This is a genomic window from Bacillus sp. 166amftsu (assembly GCF_900107445.1).
Classification (GTDB): domain Bacteria; phylum Bacillota; class Bacilli; order Bacillales; family Bacillaceae_G; genus Bacillus_A; species Bacillus_A arachidis.
Genome location: NZ_FNQA01000012.1, coordinates 1 through 18,269 on the forward strand (window position 1 = coordinate 1; position 18,269 = coordinate 18,269).

General features: G+C 33.9%; 15 protein-coding genes and 1 pseudogene. 4 read left to right on the forward strand and 12 right to left on the reverse strand.

Annotation, left to right across the window (positions count from 1 at the left end; genetic code table 11):
- Positions 1 to 295, forward strand: a 295-nt coding sequence (locus BLV40_RS20460; RefSeq protein WP_139265586.1) for an IS3 family transposase, incomplete at its 5' end; no start/stop codon positions are given.
- A 254-nt stretch (positions 296 to 549) separates the two neighbouring features.
- Here the strand turns inward: BLV40_RS20460 and BLV40_RS20465 are convergent.
- The 7 genes and pseudogenes from BLV40_RS20465 to BLV40_RS20485 form a co-directional block, all read right to left on the reverse strand.
- Positions 550 to 2,010, reverse strand: a complete 1,461-nt coding sequence (locus BLV40_RS20465) for a flavin monoamine oxidase family protein (protein WP_090693544.1) — start codon at positions 2,008 to 2,010, stop codon at positions 550 to 552.
- A gap of 216 nt (positions 2,011 to 2,226) precedes the next feature.
- Complete coding sequence (locus tag BLV40_RS20470) at positions 2,227 to 3,693, reverse strand: catalase (protein ID WP_090693374.1); 1,467 nt, start codon at positions 3,691 to 3,693, stop codon at positions 2,227 to 2,229.
- Positions 3,694 to 3,883: 190 nt separating this feature from the next.
- Positions 3,884 to 4,179, reverse strand: a pseudogene (locus BLV40_RS20475) (ferrochelatase); the annotation flags it as partial.
- Positions 4,180 to 4,622: 443 nt separating this feature from the next.
- Complete coding sequence (locus BLV40_RS20480; RefSeq protein ID WP_090693375.1) at positions 4,623 to 5,258, reverse strand: hypothetical protein; 636 nt, start codon at positions 5,256 to 5,258, stop codon at positions 4,623 to 4,625.
- A gap of 246 nt (positions 5,259 to 5,504) precedes the next feature.
- The gene (locus BLV40_RS28680; RefSeq protein ID WP_176527715.1) at positions 5,505 to 5,648 is read right to left on the reverse strand and encodes a hypothetical protein; all 144 of its coding nucleotides are present in this window, start codon (positions 5,646 to 5,648) and stop codon (positions 5,505 to 5,507) included.
- Positions 5,649 to 5,961: 313 nt separating this feature from the next.
- Positions 5,962 to 6,105 carry a hypothetical protein gene (locus BLV40_RS28685; RefSeq protein WP_176527716.1) on the reverse strand — a complete coding sequence of 48 codons (144 nt, stop codon included), beginning with the start codon at positions 6,103 to 6,105 and terminating at the stop codon, positions 5,962 to 5,964.
- A 364-nt stretch (positions 6,106 to 6,469) separates the two neighbouring features.
- Positions 6,470 to 7,738 carry a helix-turn-helix domain-containing protein gene (locus BLV40_RS20485; RefSeq protein WP_090693379.1) on the reverse strand — a complete coding sequence of 423 codons (1,269 nt, stop codon included), beginning with the start codon at positions 7,736 to 7,738 and terminating at the stop codon, positions 6,470 to 6,472.
- Positions 7,739 to 8,429: 691 nt separating this feature from the next.
- On the opposite strand from BLV40_RS20485, the gene BLV40_RS20490 reads away from it, so the two are divergent.
- Complete coding sequence (locus tag BLV40_RS20490) at positions 8,430 to 9,227, forward strand: LysM peptidoglycan-binding domain-containing protein (RefSeq protein ID WP_090693382.1); 798 nt, start codon at positions 8,430 to 8,432, stop codon at positions 9,225 to 9,227.
- 159 nt (positions 9,228 to 9,386) lie between these two features.
- Here BLV40_RS20490 and colA read toward each other — a convergent pair whose 3' ends face one another.
- The 3 genes from colA to BLV40_RS20505 form a co-directional block, all read right to left on the reverse strand.
- The gene (gene colA, locus BLV40_RS20495) at positions 9,387 to 12,023 is read right to left on the reverse strand and encodes a collagenase ColA (protein ID WP_090693385.1); all 2,637 of its coding nucleotides are present in this window, start codon (positions 12,021 to 12,023) and stop codon (positions 9,387 to 9,389) included.
- A 558-nt stretch (positions 12,024 to 12,581) separates the two neighbouring features.
- Positions 12,582 to 12,929: a hypothetical protein gene (locus BLV40_RS20500; protein ID WP_026590483.1), complete on the reverse strand. Its 348-nt coding sequence runs from the start codon at positions 12,927 to 12,929 to the stop codon at positions 12,582 to 12,584.
- Positions 12,930 to 13,125: 196 nt separating this feature from the next.
- The gene (locus BLV40_RS20505; protein WP_026590484.1) at positions 13,126 to 13,350 is read right to left on the reverse strand and encodes a DUF2187 family protein; all 225 of its coding nucleotides are present in this window, start codon (positions 13,348 to 13,350) and stop codon (positions 13,126 to 13,128) included.
- 296 nt (positions 13,351 to 13,646) lie between these two features.
- Here BLV40_RS20505 and BLV40_RS20510 point away from each other — a divergent pair, with 296 nt between their 5' ends.
- Positions 13,647 to 14,885 carry a helix-turn-helix domain-containing protein gene (locus BLV40_RS20510; protein WP_090693389.1) on the forward strand — a complete coding sequence of 413 codons (1,239 nt, stop codon included), beginning with the start codon at positions 13,647 to 13,649 and terminating at the stop codon, positions 14,883 to 14,885.
- Positions 14,886 to 15,021: 136 nt separating this feature from the next.
- Here BLV40_RS20510 and asnB read toward each other — a convergent pair whose 3' ends face one another.
- Entirely contained in the window at positions 15,022 to 16,875 is a 1,854-nt protein-coding gene (gene asnB, locus BLV40_RS20515; RefSeq protein WP_090693393.1) for an asparagine synthase (glutamine-hydrolyzing), read from the reverse strand.
- Positions 16,876 to 17,147: 272 nt separating this feature from the next.
- Here asnB and BLV40_RS20520 point away from each other — a divergent pair, with 272 nt between their 5' ends.
- The gene (locus BLV40_RS20520) at positions 17,148 to 17,702 is read left to right on the forward strand and encodes a DUF2777 domain-containing protein (protein ID WP_026590487.1); all 555 of its coding nucleotides are present in this window, start codon (positions 17,148 to 17,150) and stop codon (positions 17,700 to 17,702) included.
- A gap of 56 nt (positions 17,703 to 17,758) precedes the next feature.
- Here the strand turns inward: BLV40_RS20520 and BLV40_RS20525 are convergent, their stop codons facing one another.
- Complete coding sequence (locus BLV40_RS20525; RefSeq protein WP_026590488.1) at positions 17,759 to 18,127, reverse strand: YisL family protein; 369 nt, start codon at positions 18,125 to 18,127, stop codon at positions 17,759 to 17,761.
- Positions 18,128 to 18,269: the final 142 nt, after the last annotated feature.

Below are 18,269 nucleotides of genomic sequence, written 5' to 3' on the forward strand. Positions count from 1 at the left end.
TCACTCAGATCAAGGATGGCATTATCAAATGAAGAAATACCAACAAGCACTAAAAAAATACAAGGTTATCCAAAGTATGTCCCGTAAGGGAAACTGTTTGGACAATGCAGTCATAGAAAATTTCTTTGGCTTATTAAAGTCTGAATTACTCTACCTTAAAGAATTTGAAAGTATGGAACATTTTAAGGTAGAATTAGAGGATTATATTCATTATTACAACCACAAAAGAATTAAAGTAAAGTTAAATGGAATGAGTCCAGTACAATACCGGACTCATATCCAATCAGCCGCTTAATTTTTCTGTCTAACTTTTTGGGTTCATTTCAGTTTACAGTCGTCTTTTAGTTTGTCATAGACTGAACAATTGGTGATCCAACAATTATACTTTTTTCGTAATTAAAATTAACACATAAGTTTTTGTCTATGAAGAGAAACAAGAATAGAACTTTCTTCCTTGTTTATTCTCACTTCTTTATCACTCACAAAAACTCTTTTTGTTATGAAAACTGAATTTAAAATTTTCTTTTTTCGACCTACCGATAATTCAGGTTATGGTACGTTTGGCAAGTTATTTACTTCATGTGCAACCCGTATTCCCGATTCAATCGCCCCTTGCATCCATCCGTGGGTAAGTGTAGTATGTTCACCAGCAAAGTGCACTTTTCCTTCAGGCATAGTCATATATGGGTATAATTCTAATTCCTGCCCCGGTTCGAAAGCCGTGAAAGCTCCACAAGAGTAAGGATTTTGTCCCCAACTAAAGGAAGAACCTGATACGAATTCAAAATAGACTTGATTCCCGTAAATTTCCGCCAAATTCATCAAGGCGTATTGAATTCGCTCTTTTTCGGATAAGCTGTCCCATGTTAAAGCCTCATCTGCCCATGTATAACTTACCAAGACCATCGCATGCCCTTTTGTACCAATCCCATAACTTGGATAATAGGTAAATCGAATGGGTAGATCAGTGATAGATTTACCACCATATTGGCCTTCTCTTTCCCAAAACCTGCTCTTAAACTCGATTGCAATTTTTGTTGAGGCTATATAGTTAAGTTCCCGAATTGCTTTTCGCTTATTATAGGAAAAAGAATCAAACGGTTCGACTTTCACAAATCGTAAAGCTGAAAAAGGAATGGTTATGATGGCGAGATCACCTGTTATTGTGAAATACTCTGAGGTTTGTTTATGAATAGAATGGATGGTTACACTGTTTTTCTCCTGAACGATTTGTGTCATTTTTTGATGGAACCGTATATTTTCTTTTAATTGCGGTAGAAATGCTTGAGGTAATTGATCCGTGCCGCCCGTTATCTCATAAAAATGAGTTGTTGATGTGAAAAATATAGATTCCCGTAAAACTTCAATAAAGGACATTCCCATATACGCCTCCATATCAAGGAGTACACCAATCATATCAATTGCACCATCTGAAAAATAAGTGTTTAACACAAAACCCAACGAATAGGTTCTAAATTGTTTTTCTAAAAGAGACCAATTTTTCTCCGGATTTTGTTTAATAAAATCAATAAGGGGTTGCATGACTAAAAGCAACAGTTCCTCAGCTGTCTTCCCTCTTTCATTAGGGGCAACTGGATATTTTAAAATACTTGGACTGCGTTCAAATATGCCCAGGCGTGTTTGAATGCCATTTACGTAAATGATATCCATTGGAGTTCGATTAATAAATACATTTGTCGGCAACATAAACTTTTTAATATACTCTAAAGTTAAAGTATGTGTATTAGGAATTCGCATTGGTCCTGCGTTAAAGTATAACCCATCACTAAAGGGAGAGCGCAAGGTGTAAACACGCCCACCTATCCTATCATTCGCTTCAAGAATTGTGACTTTATGCCCAGTTCCTTTTAATAAAGAGGCAGCAACAAAACCAGCCATTCCCGCCCCAACAACAAGAATATGTTTAGGAGATTGCGAATTTACAAGACCATTTCTAATAATACGAATCATTCGCTCCGTTGTTAATGGATTGTTCACATTCTCAGGCATCTCTTCGCTCCTCTGCAAAAGTATTCCTTGCATTATATTCCTCCGTAGAGATGCCTATGTATTTTTAACATTTAATGTATATAATTCCTATTCATAGAACAAGAAATTCTTCTCACTATTCCAAAACAAAAGACGACCGAAAAAAATCAGTCGCCTTTTCTATTTATTATAGACACATATAGCAGTTTCAATTTGAGAATACAATCAAGAATCTTATTACTTCGCAGGTTTTCCTACATACGCCGAAATATCAACGTTTAATGCTTGCGCTAAGCGCATACCGTAATCACGGTCTGCACGGAAGAAGTTACAGATTGCAAGTAACTTCGTTTGTTCATGCACATCTTTTAAATCATTTGTTAAGTTTGCAAGTAAGTTATCTTGTTCTTCTTTAGAGAATGAACGGTAGCGCTCACCCGCTTGCTGGAAGTCGTTTGGTTTGTCAATTTTTTCACGAGATACATAACCTTCAAGCTTCATAGTTGAATCACGGTATGCCGGATCCTCAACTGGGTTTTCCACATGACGACTTGGCTCATAGTTAATTGTTGAAGGTTGTTGATTCATTTGCATTGCACCATCGCGTTGTTGATTGTGAACAGCTGCATATGGACAGTTTACAGGAATTTGTAAGTAGTTCGCACCAAGACGATAGCGCTGTGTATCTGGGTAAGAGAATAAACGCCCTTGTAATAATTTATCTTCAGACGGTTCAATACCAGGTACAGTTGCACTTGGTGAGAATGCTGCTTGTTCTACTTCTGCGAAGAAGTTTTGTGGATTACGATTCAACGTCATTGTCCCTACTTCCATTAGCGGGAAGCTATCTTCTGGCCATACTTTCGTTGGATCTAACGGATCAAAGTCTAAAGAATCCATTTCATCAAGTTGCATGACTTGTACGTGAAGATCCCATTTCGGATAATTTCCGTGCTTGATTGCATCAAATAAATCACGAGTAGCATGGTTGAAGTCTTTTCCTTGCACTTGTTCTACTTCTTTTGTATTTAAGTTACGCACGCCTTGCTGTGGTTTCCAGTGATATTTAATATAAACAATTTTGCCTTCTGCATTAATCCACTTAAACGAATGAACACCAAACCCTTCCATTTGACGGTAGTTTGCAGGAGTACCGTAATCAGAGAATACCCAAGTTAACATATGAGTAGATTCTGGTGATAACGTCATGAAATCCCAGTAACGATCTGGCGTTTGAATATTTGTATCCGGTGCTGGTTTTAAAGAGTGTACCATGTCAGGGAATTTAATTGCATCACGAATGAAGAAAACAGGTAAATGGTTACCAACGATATCATAGTTTCCTTCTTCTGTATAAAATTTCACAGCGAACCCACGTGGATCACGCGCTGTTTCTGGAGAACCTTGCCCATGAATAACCGTTGAGAAGCGAACGAATACAGGTGTTTCTGTTGCCGCATTTTGCAAAAATGCTGCTTTTGTATATTTTTTCATGCTATTTTTCGTTACGAAAACACCATGAGCACCCGCGCCACGCGCATGTACCACACGCTCTGGAATACGTTCACGATCAAAATGAGCAAGCTTTTCTACTAAATGATAATCTTCTAATAATACCGGCCCACGGCGACCAGCTGTACGAGAATTTTGGTTATCTCCTACTGGAGCACCTTGGTTTGTTGTTAAGCGATTATTTGGATTCATCAAAGGGGACCTCCTGTTTTTCATGATAATAATTACTTATTTAAAATTATTACAATCTAATTATTATTCAAATTTACTTTTTTGTCAATTATTTTATTCGCTATTTTGGAAACAATTTCTACTAGGCAATCAATAAATGAATCTTGCGCATTCGGCATAGATGCTCCGAAATAACGTACACCTAGTTCCTTTCTTCCACCGCATCTTCAATAAATGGAGCGATGCGCTTTAAGCCTAGATAGCATACAAATTCATATTCTAAAAAACGTCTATTCACTTCCTACGTTAATTTATCAGCTTGTTCCTTTGGAATTTTCGCAAGTGGCGAAATACCACTAATTACTTTATAGCCGTCAATTAGATCATCAAGCGCTCCTTGAAATCGCTTACGTCGGTAATGGATATGCGTATCATATGCTTCCACATCTGTTAATGACTCTGGGTCCTGTATACCATCACAAGTAAACCTATTTTCTTCTTAGTCATCTATATGCATTTCAATTTCGGAAATGAGAATCTTTTTCAAGAATATTCGTTTCCAGTATACCAATTGATAATAAGTTCGTCAAAATAATAATTATAAATAAGTATTATTTATAATATGATTTTTAATTTTATTTGATAATTTTTTCTACCATTGCTTTATATTCAGCGGTTCTGTTGCAAAATTGATTAAAGAATAAAAGAGTTCCGCCAAAAGCGCTTCCTTTTATGCCATCGTTAATAAATTTTGTAATTCATCGTAAATCAAAAAACCGAAATCTGGGTTCAGATTTCGGTTCCGTTTGTGTAAAATGTGCACCCTTCTTTATCGATTGCACGATATAGGTAACATCATTCTCCTTTAAATTTGATATAAGTCTCATCCAATTTCCAAGATAAATATACATGCTTATTTTCACAAAAGCTTAGGTTACCTTTAAAAAACTTCACAACGGGATCGTTGTCTGTTTAATCCATTGTAAGATGATTAAAGGTATCATTATTTTCTTGAAATCAAATGATAACTGAATTTGCTCTTCTAACTCTCCATGTATGCGCAATTGCTTTTGTAAGGCTAACATACACTCTGTAGTTTGGTCCTGTAACTTTTGATGCATAAATTCTTTTGAATGCTGAATGCTTTCGTTTTGGTTTATCATATATCCAATAGCTATAGATCCTTTTTTTTCACCTATTCCTGCTGTAAATTCTTGAATATTGATGTCTTTTAAATGAACAAAATAATCATTGTACAAATCTATTGAATAAGCACCCGGGTTAGATATACCGGTTACAATATTCGGTTGAAAAACAAATAAAATAGGTACCAAAGCTGTAAATGTTTGATCATGAAATGCTTCATATAGAATTTGCGCTAAGGTATTAATATGAATAAATGGTTGAGCTAGACTCATCGATTCTTTTTGCGATGCTTGTTTATTCAATGGGTGTTTGTAAACATGATATGGTAATACGCCATGTTCATTTGAAAAGGTTTTTAAATGATGATTGTTGTACCTACCAAGATCCAAATGATAATTTATATTGTTTATCATATCTATAGAATTTTTTGTCTCTAGCATCAGACTAACTCCCTCCTTGCGGTTTGGCTTTCTGTACCTAAAATATACTCGTTAATTTATGTTAATAACAATCAGTAAAATTCCATTAAAAATATCGTGAATTATTGTTTATTTTTTCTTCTTTTTTTACTAATAGAATAGCCAGTAATCTAATAACCCGTCTCACTGTATAGAGACAGTTCATTTTTTGTTCACCTATTTTGTTATATATGTATGTTTTTGATCCTAGTTTAGGCACACACTTTATTATTTTCCAGGAGGTAGAATATCATTATAGAAGATCGGAGTATCGTCGGCATTAGATTGGGAGATTGAATATTGCGGAGTAGTATCTGCATGAACTGCATTACCAAATAAAGAGAAACCAAAAAATGCCGTAGCCATAACCATAATTGAAAAGAATTTTTTAATGTTCATCATTGAACCTCCATTAATAGTTGTTTTGTTAATTCAAATACTACTAGAGGTTCAATGTTAAAAAATAGAAGTAAAAATTTTAGATTTATCAGTTAATTTTCCAAAGAAAAACAGTCAAAAATTTAACTAATCACATTAAACTTTTGATTTTTATAGATGGTTAGTGTAGTTAAATTGATATTTGAGGTATCAGTTATGAAACCTTAACATAAAAACAGGTGAATAATAAAATTCACCTGTTTTGTTATATATGTATTTTTTAATCCTAGTTTAGGCGCACACTTTATTATTTTCCAGGAGGTAGAATATCATTATAGAAGATTGGAGTATCGTCGGCATTAGATTGAGAGATTGAATATTGCGGAGTAGTATCTGCATGAACTGCATTACCAAATAAAGAGAAACCAGAAAATACAGTAGCCATAACCATAATTGAAAAGAATTTTTTAATGTTCATCATTGAACCTCCATTAATAGTTGTTTTGTTAATTCAAATACTACTAGAGGTTCAATGTTAAAAAATAGAAGTAAAAAATTCGAATTTATCAGTCAATTTTCCAAAGAGAAACAGTCAAAAATTTAACTAATCACATTAAACTTTTGATTTTTATAGATAATCAGTGTAGTTAAATTGATATTTGGGATATCAGTTATAAAATCTTATCCAAACAGAAACACTACTGACTAGAAATTTATATTAACAGCAAAATGATAGCTGCGCTACAGGTTGAGTTTTTGTAATTTGATAGAAATGATAATAAATTATGGGCTGTTTATATAGCGAATTTTCAAGTTTAATTTAGAGAATTTTCAACTGATATTTTTAAATACTTTGCTGACATTTTATAAGCACGATTATCATAAAAATGGTTCCCTAGTTCAGTAGAAAGTTCTCGAACTAACGTATATTGTTTTTTTTCTAACCCCATTTCAATAGCTTTTTGCATTTCTTTCTCATATCCATAATAATCACCACGTAATTTGAATATAGTCGCTTTGAAGCTATATAGCTGAACATGTGCGTAAGGGACATCTTGAACTGCTAAGATTTTAAATGCGTCATCCATAAGTCTATTAACCGTTTCCCAGTCTTTAAATTCTATGTAAATTTCTATTAAGCTACGTAATGTATAAACTTTGTCTGCTTCGTTAGGAAGAAACTCGCTAAGTTGTAAGCTTTTTTCATAATATTTTATCGCATTGGTATAGTCTTTTAAACCTTGATATATTTTCGCATAATTATATAAAATTATAGGGAAATACATGGAATTATTAATAGCTTCCGCTCCAAGTTCTGCCTGTTTCAAAGTTTCAAGTGCTTTATCATGTAGCTTATCTAAATGATATTGCAAGGCCAGAATTATTAGAACATCTATAACTCGGTCTTCCATATTTAATTTTTTATACAATTTGTATGCTTTGGTAGAGTACAAACGACTAATATTTTGATCTTGATAAAGACGTTGTTTTATTATACTTAAATTATAATATACATCAGCGTGTTGTACACTTTCTTCTCCACCTAGTAAACTCTCTATTTGAACATAAATTTCTTGGGCTGTAATATTATCTTGTTTGTTATAGTAATAAAGACCACGGGCCATTAAGTAGTATATGAAATCATCACTATGTTTGGTTTCGACTTGATTGGGAATTAATTGTGAAGCCCGTTCTACAATGGATTCTATATATGTTAAGTTATTATTTCGAGCATGATAGTATATTAAAGTACCATAAGCCTTAAGCAGTAAGGGAATTGAGGTTGTTTCACGAACATAAAGTTCTAATAATGATAAATCTTTTTCAGATATAATTTTTTCATTTTTATACTTTTCACATATATGAAGAAGTTTAGGTTCTACATCCTCATGATCCGCATCTACAAGAAATTTATAATCAACATCTAGCTTTTGAGCAATCTTTTCTAAAAAAGAAGTTGAAGGTTTAATTTGTCCATTTTCAATTCTACTTAAATAAGTTATAGAACATATCCCTGATACTAATTCTCCCTGCGTGAATTTTTTATGTATACGTATTTGTCTAATACGTTCACCTATGTTCATATCTATATCTTCACTCCTCTTTTCGCATAACCTGATCTGATTCTTTTCGGGCGCTATTATATGTGTCATTCATTATAATATATGCAGTGTTTTATCTGCAGATAGAGAAATAACATTATATATTTCCTTATACTTATCAGTCTAACTATGAAGGAAAGCTTGAATACAACGCAACTGTAACTAATTACTTTAATTATTAATACCTATTTGGATGTATATAGAATTCACATGCCCTATTTACTACCATCATTTCTCTCCCCCACTCATATTACTATATTATACCAATTTACTGATGCTCACGCCTAACAAAATTCATCTTCCACCAATCTAATTTTATATAATCATTGTTTTACTTGTTTAGGTTCTGTTGCAAAATTCCTTAACATCAAACTAGACGAGGAATTTGTGACTAACTATTATGCAACTATAAATATTTTTTCAATTCATTTAGCATCCTAAAATTACAATAAAATGAATAACAAATGAATAAAACTAATTTGTATTATATAAATTCATCGCAATATTCGACTTCACAAAGACCGCTTAAATGTTGATATACAATTAATGACGATACTCATTCAATTTGTTAGTATATAGAGGACTTAACCATGGATAAATAATAAATAATCTCATTTTTGAATTTATATTCATAACTAAGTATATCTCAACTATTTTCAGGAGGTTTTTTCGAATGAAGTTACATAAGGTGAAAAATTTGCTACCTATATCTGCTGCAACAATTACACTAGTATCTAATCAAGGAACGGCTGATGCCGCAACGATTTATACTGTTAAAAAAAATGACACTCTCTCGGATATTAGCATCCGCTATGGAGTTTCAGTTCAAGCAATTAAACAAGCTAATAATAAGATGAATGATCAAATTTATATTGGTGAACATTTAACTATCCCAGTCTCATCTCCATCAAGCGAGCCTACACCTCAAAAAGAGTTAGCAGCTTCAAATCATTCAGCTCAAGCTGTTTATCAGGTTCAACGGGGGGATACATTAGAAGCTATCGCAAAACGATACAATGTATCCGTACAATCAATTAGACAAGCTAACAATACAAACGGTGACCGAATTTATGCGGGTCAACACTTAATCATTACAACGGGCATTTCAGAACAAGAAGTAGACTTAATGGCTCGTTTAGTGACTGCAGAAGCAGGAGGGGAACCTTACGCTGGAAAAGTTGCAGTAGCAAAAGTTGTATTAAATCGTGTTGGTGCCACAGGATTTCCAAATACAATTACAGATGTTATTTATGAACCAATTAAATATGGCTATGCATTTACACCTGTTACAGATGGAAGAATTAATCAACCCGCAACTCACGAAGCGAAGATGGCGGTTGAAGAAGCAATTTCTACTAAAGGAACTAATTCTGATTGGCTTTATTTTTATAATCCAAAAACCTCTACTGATAAATGGATTACCACACGCCAAACTGTTGCAGTGATCGGTAATCATGTGTTTGCTAAGTAAAGAAATTTATTTTTCTAGATTTGGCGCAACAAATACATCATTTTAAATAGGAAATAGAAACTTCGTGCTGTGCATCACCAACATTCATCCCCTTCCTACCGCATGGACTATGTCCTGCATGCGCCCTAGGAAGGGGATTTCTGTTGGATTTCTGTTAAATTATTTTACCTCTACTGTATAATTCCCTGATCCACCACCAGATTTATATACACTTAAATAATATTTGCCTGGCTTCGCATTATAATTCCCGAGCAATTTATTTCCGTCACGTTTTGTTGGATAAGCGGCATAATTATTAAGATCTGACTCAGAATATAATACCCAGTTTAGCCCAATGTTTTGTTCATTCGTAACAGTAATCTGCAAGTCTTTCGGATCCTTTACATCAATAACAAACCGATCCGCTTGATCTTGATCACTTAGGCTACCTCGTAATACTGTGTTCAAAGATAGTGGATTCGCTGTATTAAATTCATTATTCGGTTCTTTTTCTACAGTAGTATCTTCTTCTGTATTCACTCCGCTAAACACAACGTCATATTCAAATTGTCCAGCGCTATTAACGCGGTAATTCACGAAATAAGCAGTCAATGTTTTGTATCCGCTCCACTCTTTTTCAGAAAGATGTTTCAGCATATCATTCGTTGCTTGATTCATCGTTTTCCAGTCCTCTATTTCTCCTTTTGACGCACTTCCTGTATATGTTCCTTGCAGTGTAAATGTATTAAAGAATTGTGATTTATTCTTTGTTACCTTCACATCTTTTAACTTCGCTTCATTTGTGATATCCGCTGTGACATCAGAAAGCGCTTTCGTTTTATGCTCCGCTAAATAATCATCTGATACTTGTGGAATTGTATACTTATCACGATTATCAATCAGCATTTGCATATAAGATTGGTAGTCTTCATTTAATTTACTATCTTTACTTAATGCAGAGCGGTACGCATCGTAATTTGTTACATCATTTGCACGAATTAAATCATGCACTTTATCGAACATCTCAGGGCGATTATTGTACATATAAGATTGCAATGCAAATGAATAGTTATAAAAATCCCATGTTCCATACTTCGCATTTAATGTTTGCTCTGCTGTGTATCGCTTAGCTGGATCATTAGATAATCCGCCAATTATACTTTTTCGTGGTACAACGCTATCTAATCGAGTTGAGCCTGCAAAGAACTCCGCATTTCCTTCTTCAAACCAAGTTAAGCGTTCATTTTGATACATATCACCTTGTCCCCATAATCCAGGAACTTCGTATCTTCCCTGTAAATAGTGTGTAAATTCATGACGGAATAATTCTTCTAAACTATAAATACTTTGCTGTGGTGTACGTTCATATGTAAAGAACGTTCCTGTTCCTTCAATGTAAATTCCACCATTATTCGTTTCATAGCCGTACAATTGACGGTTAAATTGATATTCGTCCGGACTATTGTAAATGACCATCGTTAACACATCATCAGCATGTCCGTTTTCAAGCGGCTTATCGCTACCAACTGTACGATAAAATTGAGAGCGTACTTCTTTTGCCGCCCAGTATAAACGTTTAATTTTCTCTTCACTAACTTTATCTCCCGCCTTAAAAACGATTGCCCCATCATCAAACGTATACGTTTTCGGTAAATATTTCTTCTTGCCATCTTCTCGAATTTGATCTAAATTTACTGTTTTTCCGTTCGCATCGACTCCGCCGTAATTTGTAGTAATTTGTTCTGCCGCAACAAAATATTGCTCCCCTAAATATGGATAAATCCGCATCGCTTCTGTAACAACTTGCTGTCCTTTTGCCTGTGTACTATGAAACTTTCCAAGCCGGCCAGCATAGTAAATTCCATTATTAATTAACCATCCGTTTTTGTCTGTTACCGTACCAATCAGTGCAAAGCGATTGATTTCATTAATAAAGTTATCGATGTTTCGATACCACATCGTATCTTTTGGTTCCTTGCCCGTAGCATACATATACGACTGAACTTCATAATCAATCCCTTTCATCAACTCATATACAGCATCGCCTTTTGTTCTATCTTCAATGAAAGTTGTAAGATTATCGTTATATTGTTTGAAGATTTCACCCGCATATTGAATAACTTCAACATCAGCTGATGCATTTCCAATCAGCTTTCCATACGATGAAATAACTTTGTTTTGTTCTGGTGTACCAAGTTTAAAATTCGGATTTTTTGCAATCGCTTTTAAAGCTGGTAAACATTTATCGTGATAGCTGCGCTCGTTTAGTTTGCTTAATTCATCATTATAAAAACCTAAATAAAATGCCGCACGTAGAGCTTCTGATAATGTCTCAATTCCTTTTGAATCATCTTTCGTATAAGCTTGTCCTTGTTCTGCTAGTTTATCAATGATCGCTTGCATCCGGCTATCATCTTGATAGAATTTCAAACTATCATTATTAAACTGAAATAATTCCGGAATTTGATACCATTTGATTGTCACAAGAAGGTCCGTTAATTCTTTGTTGCTTAATTGATTCAATTCAGCCATTGAATATTTTTTTTCTTCAACTAGTTGTTTAGCATTCTCTTTTGGCGCTGGCGGACGCTGCGATAAGTCTGCTGACTTTAATCGCTTTGTGAAAGATGCATTTTCCTGTATGTTCGAAGGATGTGCCAACTCATCAACGGATTTCTGTATTCCTACCGGCTCCATTTGTAATACATTCTTCATATTATTCTCTTTTGTTTCTGCTTGAATTTGCATTCCATTACAGGATATCGTAACAATCCCAACCCCAAGCATCAGTTTATAAAATTTCGAGTTTTTCGCCATACTATTGCCCCCTTTAATATTTTAAAAATTCAGTTTTTTTAGGATGAATCATTCAATCTGTCTATATTAAACAGTTTCCTATTAATACTAGTAAAAGTAGTGAGATAATGGTAAGTCACTTTTTTACTGTTAATAATACACCCTACTTATTTCTTAGAGCCCTTCCCCCTTCCTTACATTTAATACAAGCAAAAACTGTGCCAATGTTGTATCTTATGATTAGGAAACAATCCTTTATTAAGACTGTATAATAAATTATACACAAACAATTTAGTAATGTATAAATTGTTTGACATGAAATCCCCCTTTATAAGAACGCTTCTGATAAAAGATTCATTTTGTTTATATTCAAGTGAAATAATAGTGAAAAGCAGCTCACAAATTGTAAGCCGCTTTTCACTATTCCTTCATATTCCTGACTAAAAATCGGATCAATTCGTTATACTTCCCCTTGGATAGACTTCTTCTTTTAGAGGGCCTGTCCTCTATTAATTTGAATATAAATAACTCTATAGGGATATATCAAAAAGTAAGTGGTAATGAATCCTACAATAAAAATCACGCACTCTTATATTCTTCAACAATTTTATTTAGTTTTTCTATATCATTTATTAATTGATCTCTCAAGCCAGATTCCGCTGATTGCATAACGAGTTTTGATTGTACAGTTAGATCTTTTAATACTTCGCGGTCCTTTTCTTTTATGTTTTTGTTTCTGTATAATTCTTGTTTAATAGATTCCATTTTCTTATAGTATGCTTTCATACTATTAGATTCAGGAAACATTGAAGTAGCCTCTTTTAAAAGTCCTTGCATTTCAGCATCGAAAGCGTTAATTTGTTTTGATGTTTTTGAACATCCAGTAACAAATAAAATAGTAAACATGATTAACAATATTTTCTTCATTGTCATACCTCCGAAATTAACTAAAATAGTCTACTATACCCTTTTTGAAGAAATCATCTTCCAGTAATATGAACGACTAGTATTTAGTTATTGTTTACTCTTAACTTATATAACATGTTAGAAAAGTTGATTTTATATAAAGTAGATGCGAAAAAATGACCTTTCCAATCTATTGTACAAATCATTATGTTTGTTATCATTTTTTATCTGTATGCATGTCGATTTTTTCATAGCAGCCATGCTTGACAACTTGACGAGATTCTATTTCTTCATATCCTTTAAGTTGCAAATCCTCTGAGATATCGACAATAATTGTATTGTTCAGAACACTAACTACATATCCAGTAAATTTTAAAGAAGCATCATCGCGATACGAAAAATGAACAAACTCCCCTTTTTTTACTGTTACTACTTTATCCATAATAAAGCCTCCTTACTACCCTTCATCTATTGCATTAACATGAATCGTTTCATTTGTTATGTTATATACTACATGAAACTTACTCATATCTTCTACTACAAAGCCCCACCAAATTACTCTAGTTCTTTTTGCTATTTTTACATAATAAAACTCCCATATAATAGCACGTGAAAATTACTTTCCTGTAAGTATTATATTTTATTACTATAAAATTTATGGTATATTCTAAAGAAAAATAGTATTTTTAGAAAAAAATTCTATTTTTTAACTTTTATAAAAGAGGCGATCATTACAATATGGCATTCACAAATCGAGTAGATTTAGAATATATTTGCAATCTTATTTTCAATCTATATGAATTACCCGTTTTATTTATAGATAGCAAAAAAAAGCTAAAATTAGAATTCTCCACAAATTCATTAAGTCATCCGCTTTATTCTAGGAAAGAAGAATTATTGAATCAATTCTTCTCTGATCATGCTCCACACCAATTTCCAATTTTCCAAACCACAACTTCTCTGGAAAACTTCTTTTCAATAAACCTTTACACAGATAAGGGATTTAGCGGTGTAATCATTGTTGGTCCTTTCCTTTATTTCGAACTAACAGATAAATCAATTCATGGAATTCTTAATGACTTTAATATTTATAAAGGGAGAAACAAAATCGTTCAATACTATCATTCTTTACCTGTAGTAAGTAGAGTGAAGATGATAAATATGAGTGCAATCTTTTATTACATGCTTTATCATCAAAAATTAGACATAGTCGATATCCTACAACAAAATACATTACTTAAAGAAAGAAAAATTAGCCCTGAATCACCTGATATACGTATATCAGAAAATCAACAAAATAATGAAATGCCTGCTACTCCTTTACTAGAGAAAAAACTTCTGCAATTTATTAAGGAAGGAAAAAAAGATGAATTCATAAAAAATGCACAGGCACTATTTGAAAAAGGAGAACCGAGAATACTATCTAAAACGAGTCATTTAAGAAGTCGAAAAAACCTTGCCATCGCTGCTATATCACTTGGAGCAAGAGCCGCTATAGAAGGGGGTATTCCTCCCGAAACTGCCCACACCCTCAGCGATTTGTATATTCAAAACCTTGAAGAGCTGAAAGAGAGCACAGTTATTTATCAATTTGTGATACATGCTTTATGTGATCTAATAGAAAAGGTCGAAAAAGAGAATAAGCTCAAATACTCAAAAACAATCAATGCTTGCCGAAACTATATTTTCACACATCTTTATGAGGAAATTACTCTCTCACAATTAGCAGAGTTCGTCTCTATGCATCCCAACTATTTATCCGTCCTTTTTAAAAAAGAAGTTGGAGTATCACTACGTGAATATATCCAGCGTGAAAAGATTGAAGAAGCAAAAAAGTTAATATTCTATACAAAACATTCCATGTCCGAAATCTATACCTTATTACATTTTTATGATCAAAGTTATTTTATAAAAGTATTCAAAAAGTTCACAGGCATGACACCGAGACAGTTTAAAAACAAGGGAGTTAAAATGTAAACAAAACTTAAAATTCCTCATATCACAATATCCCACACAATTAGTCCATATAGACTGTAATAAGGTGCATATCCATTTCAAAAAAGAGAAACACATTTATTAAAAAGCGGCTCACAAGTTGTAAGCCGCTTTTCCCCTATTCTTTAATATTTACCCCATATTCCTTAAACCACACATGAATTTGCGCTAAATGTGCCAATAGCTGCGGTCCCGTCATCAGCTGGCCAAACCATGGTGTTTGAAATGCACTACCTCCTGATTGAGTTAATCCTTGCAGTTGTTCTTTATCAAATAACTCATGTAAAATAGAATTTCTATCTGTTAGTAAATCCTCCAACCACACAGTTATCGCTTTTGTATAATACGGGTTATGTGTTTTCGGATACGGACTTTTCTTTCGATATAATATGTCGTTTGGTAAGACTCCCTCTAACGCTTTACGCAATAGACCTTTTTCACGTTTTTTATACATTTTCATTTCCCAAGGAATATTCCACGCATATTCGACAAGACGGTGATCTGCAAATGGAACACGTACTTCTAGGCTTGCTCCCATACTCATCCGATCTTTTCTGTCTAATAATGTTGTCATAAACCAAACCATATTCAGATAAAATAATTGTCGTCTTTTTGCTTCAATTGCACTTTCTCCTTCTAAAATTGGTACTTCCTGTATAGACTCTTCATAGCGCTGCTGTACATATTCCCCTAGTTTCAACTTATTACGCCATTCTTTCTTCAGAAGTTGTTCACGTGCCTCTGTCGAACGCATCCACGGAAATGCACTTGATTGCAAATCATCCTCTCGATAAAACCACGGATAACCGCCAAAGATTTCATCAGCACATTCGCCTGACAAACCAACGACGAAATCTTGTTTAATTTCTCGGCAAAACCATAATAATGAAGAGTCGATATCAGCCATACCAGGTAAATCGCGAACGAGTACCGCTTCTGTTAAATATTCTGCTAACTGTTCATTGGAAATTATACAACGGTGATGAATCGTACCAAATGTTTCTGTCATCAAATCAATAAACGGTGCATCTGAGTTTGGTTGAAATGCATTTGCTTTAAAATATTTCTCATTATCTTCGTAATCAATCGAATACGTGTGTAGCTTCCCTTTTCCTTCTCTTTCATATGCTTTTGCTGCAAATGCGGTAATCGCGCTTGAATCTACCCCACCCGACAAAAATGTACATAACGGTACATCCGAAACCAATTGTCTTGTAATTGCATCCTTAAGCAAAAAACGCACTTGTTCTACTGTTTCTTCAAATGAGTGTTCATGTTTTTTACTCTCAACATTCCAATAGCGCCATATGCATAATCCATCTTTTGAAAATGTAAGAGCATGCCCCGGGCGAAGTTCTTGAATTCCCGCATAAATGCCATGCCCAGGCGTTCGAGATGGGCCTAATCCAAATACTTCTGACAGACCTTCTGTCGTTACTTCTGTCTTTACACCAGGATGGGCTAAAATAGCTTTTAACTCTGAAGCAAACAATAATCTTCCATTATCATATTTATAAAATAATGGTTTTACACCTAAGCGATCTCGCGCAATAAACACTTGTTCTTTTTTCTCATCCCAAACCGCAAAAGCATATATCCCATTTAAATGATTGACACATTCTTCTTTCCATTCAATATAAGACGCTAACAGTACTTCCGTATCAGAATGTCCTTTAAATGTATAACCTCTTTGCAGTAATTCTTTACGAATATCTTCTGTATTATAGAGTTCCCCATTATAACAAATGGTGTAGTTCCCTTCCTCTTTCATACATGTACATGTCATTGGCTGTTTCCCGCCTTCAGGATCAACTACAATTAAGCGTTTATGCCCGAAAGCAACGTGCCTTTTCACCCAAACATTTGTATCATCTGGCCCCCTCTTTGCAAGCGTTTCTGCCATCTTCGTAACCGTTTCTCTTTCATTTTCTAACGACCGCTTATAATCAATCCATCCTGTAATCCCGCACATACAAATCATCCTTCCTATCCTATATCCGTATAACTTTACTCCGTTCAAAACCCAAATAGAACCAAAAAGGCTGAGCTGAAACAACTGCGCGTAAAATCCTAATTGGTGAGCGCTAACGATCCAGACAGTCTTTCTCCTTCGGGATAAAAAATTCACTGTATGAAGCATGTGCTTATTCTATGCCCAACTTTCTTTAGGTGTTCCATAGTTATAAAGAACGACTGAACTGTCCATAACAATAATAACCACTTTGATAAAAGGAGAGGTCACGAATGAAACAACGCAAACATATTTTGTATAATCAACCACGTGCTCATACAATTGGGAATGTGGAATATATAAACAGTGAATGGGTATTCTTTGACGATGAAAATGATGAAGCATTTTTATTAGAGGATATCATTGAAGACGGATTTGAAGTTTTATATAACAATAATTGGCTACCGGCAAGATTCTACGAACAAAATATATTACAAATTGCCGATGAGCATCATCCACTTCAAAATGGTGAGATAATACGAATTCGTAAAAAATTGCTACTCAGTTATCATGAATGGTTAGAAGAACTACCTGATTCCGCTTTTGCATTCTTTGCGGAAACATTGCAGTCATTTAATTATTCTTTATATGACTGTATCTATTGTCATAATTTCTTATCGTTTCAGCCGAAAGACGGGCCTTGTGAAGGCGTAAACCTTCTATTATTTGATAACGAAGAAATGATTTGCTCATTGCATCATCATTATGTTCGTTTTTCTACTTGTAATAAAAATATATTTAAGTTTATAAAAGCAAATGGCGAAGAATTACATGTAGAATCTATGTGAATACAAATAGAAAAGCCACCTTATTTTTACTAAAAAAATAAGGTGGCTTTTCTTTACTAAAATAGGTCAAATCCCATCGGTAAACGTAATCCAAGATACAATACAATAACAAGCGCAATAATGAATTGACCCCAAAACGCCCCTGCTGGTTTATTCTTGCTTGTTTTTACAAGAACCATTTCCATTGCAGCAATAACCCAAACACCAACTAACATTTTTAGGCCATACCACATGTGAATGTTTCCTGTCGCAGTTTTCATAATGCTTTGATACAATAAGAAACCTGTTACAATAATGATAATATACACAAGACGAAGCCCCATATGTACGCCTTTACCTTTTCTTCCTGCCGTATACATGGAATACGCCACAAAGAATAAAATGAGCCCTAGTGCCCACGCTGTAATATGCATGTGTGTTGTCATGTTATCCCCCCTCTTCTTTTCACACTTTTTCACTTTATATGATACCATGTCTATTTCTTTTCAGGAAATGTTTCGCTTTTTCCAATTTAAATGATATAATATTTAGAGTATTTATAAACTTCTTGTAATAACAAAAGGGGGA

Bases quoted from the DNA above. Each gene is read 5' to 3' on its own strand.
- BLV40_RS20465 (WP_090693544.1), bottom strand. From the start codon at position 2,010: ATGCCTGAGAATGTGAACAATCCATTAACAACGGAGCGAATGATTCGT.
- BLV40_RS20470 (WP_090693374.1), bottom strand. From the start codon at position 3,693: ATGAATCCAAATAATCGCTTAACAACAAACCAAGGTGCTCCAGTAGGA.
- BLV40_RS20480 (WP_090693375.1), bottom strand. From the start codon at position 5,258: ATGCTAGAGACAAAAAATTCTATAGATATGATAAACAATATAAATTAT.
- BLV40_RS28680 (WP_176527715.1), bottom strand. From the start codon at position 5,648: ATGGTTATGGCTACGGCATTTTTTGGTTTCTCTTTATTTGGTAATGCA.
- BLV40_RS28685 (WP_176527716.1), bottom strand. From the start codon at position 6,105: ATGGTTATGGCTACTGTATTTTCTGGTTTCTCTTTATTTGGTAATGCA.
- BLV40_RS20485 (WP_090693379.1), bottom strand. From the start codon at position 7,738: ATGAACATAGGTGAACGTATTAGACAAATACGTATACATAAAAAATTC.
- BLV40_RS20490 (WP_090693382.1), top strand. From the start codon at position 8,430: ATGAAGTTACATAAGGTGAAAAATTTGCTACCTATATCTGCTGCAACA.
- colA (WP_090693385.1), bottom strand. From the start codon at position 12,023: ATGGCGAAAAACTCGAAATTTTATAAACTGATGCTTGGGGTTGGGATT.
- BLV40_RS20500 (WP_026590483.1), bottom strand. From the start codon at position 12,929: ATGAAGAAAATATTGTTAATCATGTTTACTATTTTATTTGTTACTGGA.
- BLV40_RS20505 (WP_026590484.1), bottom strand. From the start codon at position 13,350: ATGGATAAAGTAGTAACAGTAAAAAAAGGGGAGTTTGTTCATTTTTCG.
- BLV40_RS20510 (WP_090693389.1), top strand. From the start codon at position 13,647: ATGGCATTCACAAATCGAGTAGATTTAGAATATATTTGCAATCTTATT.
- asnB (WP_090693393.1), bottom strand. From the start codon at position 16,875: ATGTGCGGGATTACAGGATGGATTGATTATAAGCGGTCGTTAGAAAAT.
- BLV40_RS20520 (WP_026590487.1), top strand. From the start codon at position 17,148: ATGAAACAACGCAAACATATTTTGTATAATCAACCACGTGCTCATACA.
- BLV40_RS20525 (WP_026590488.1), bottom strand. From the start codon at position 18,127: ATGACAACACACATGCATATTACAGCGTGGGCACTAGGGCTCATTTTA.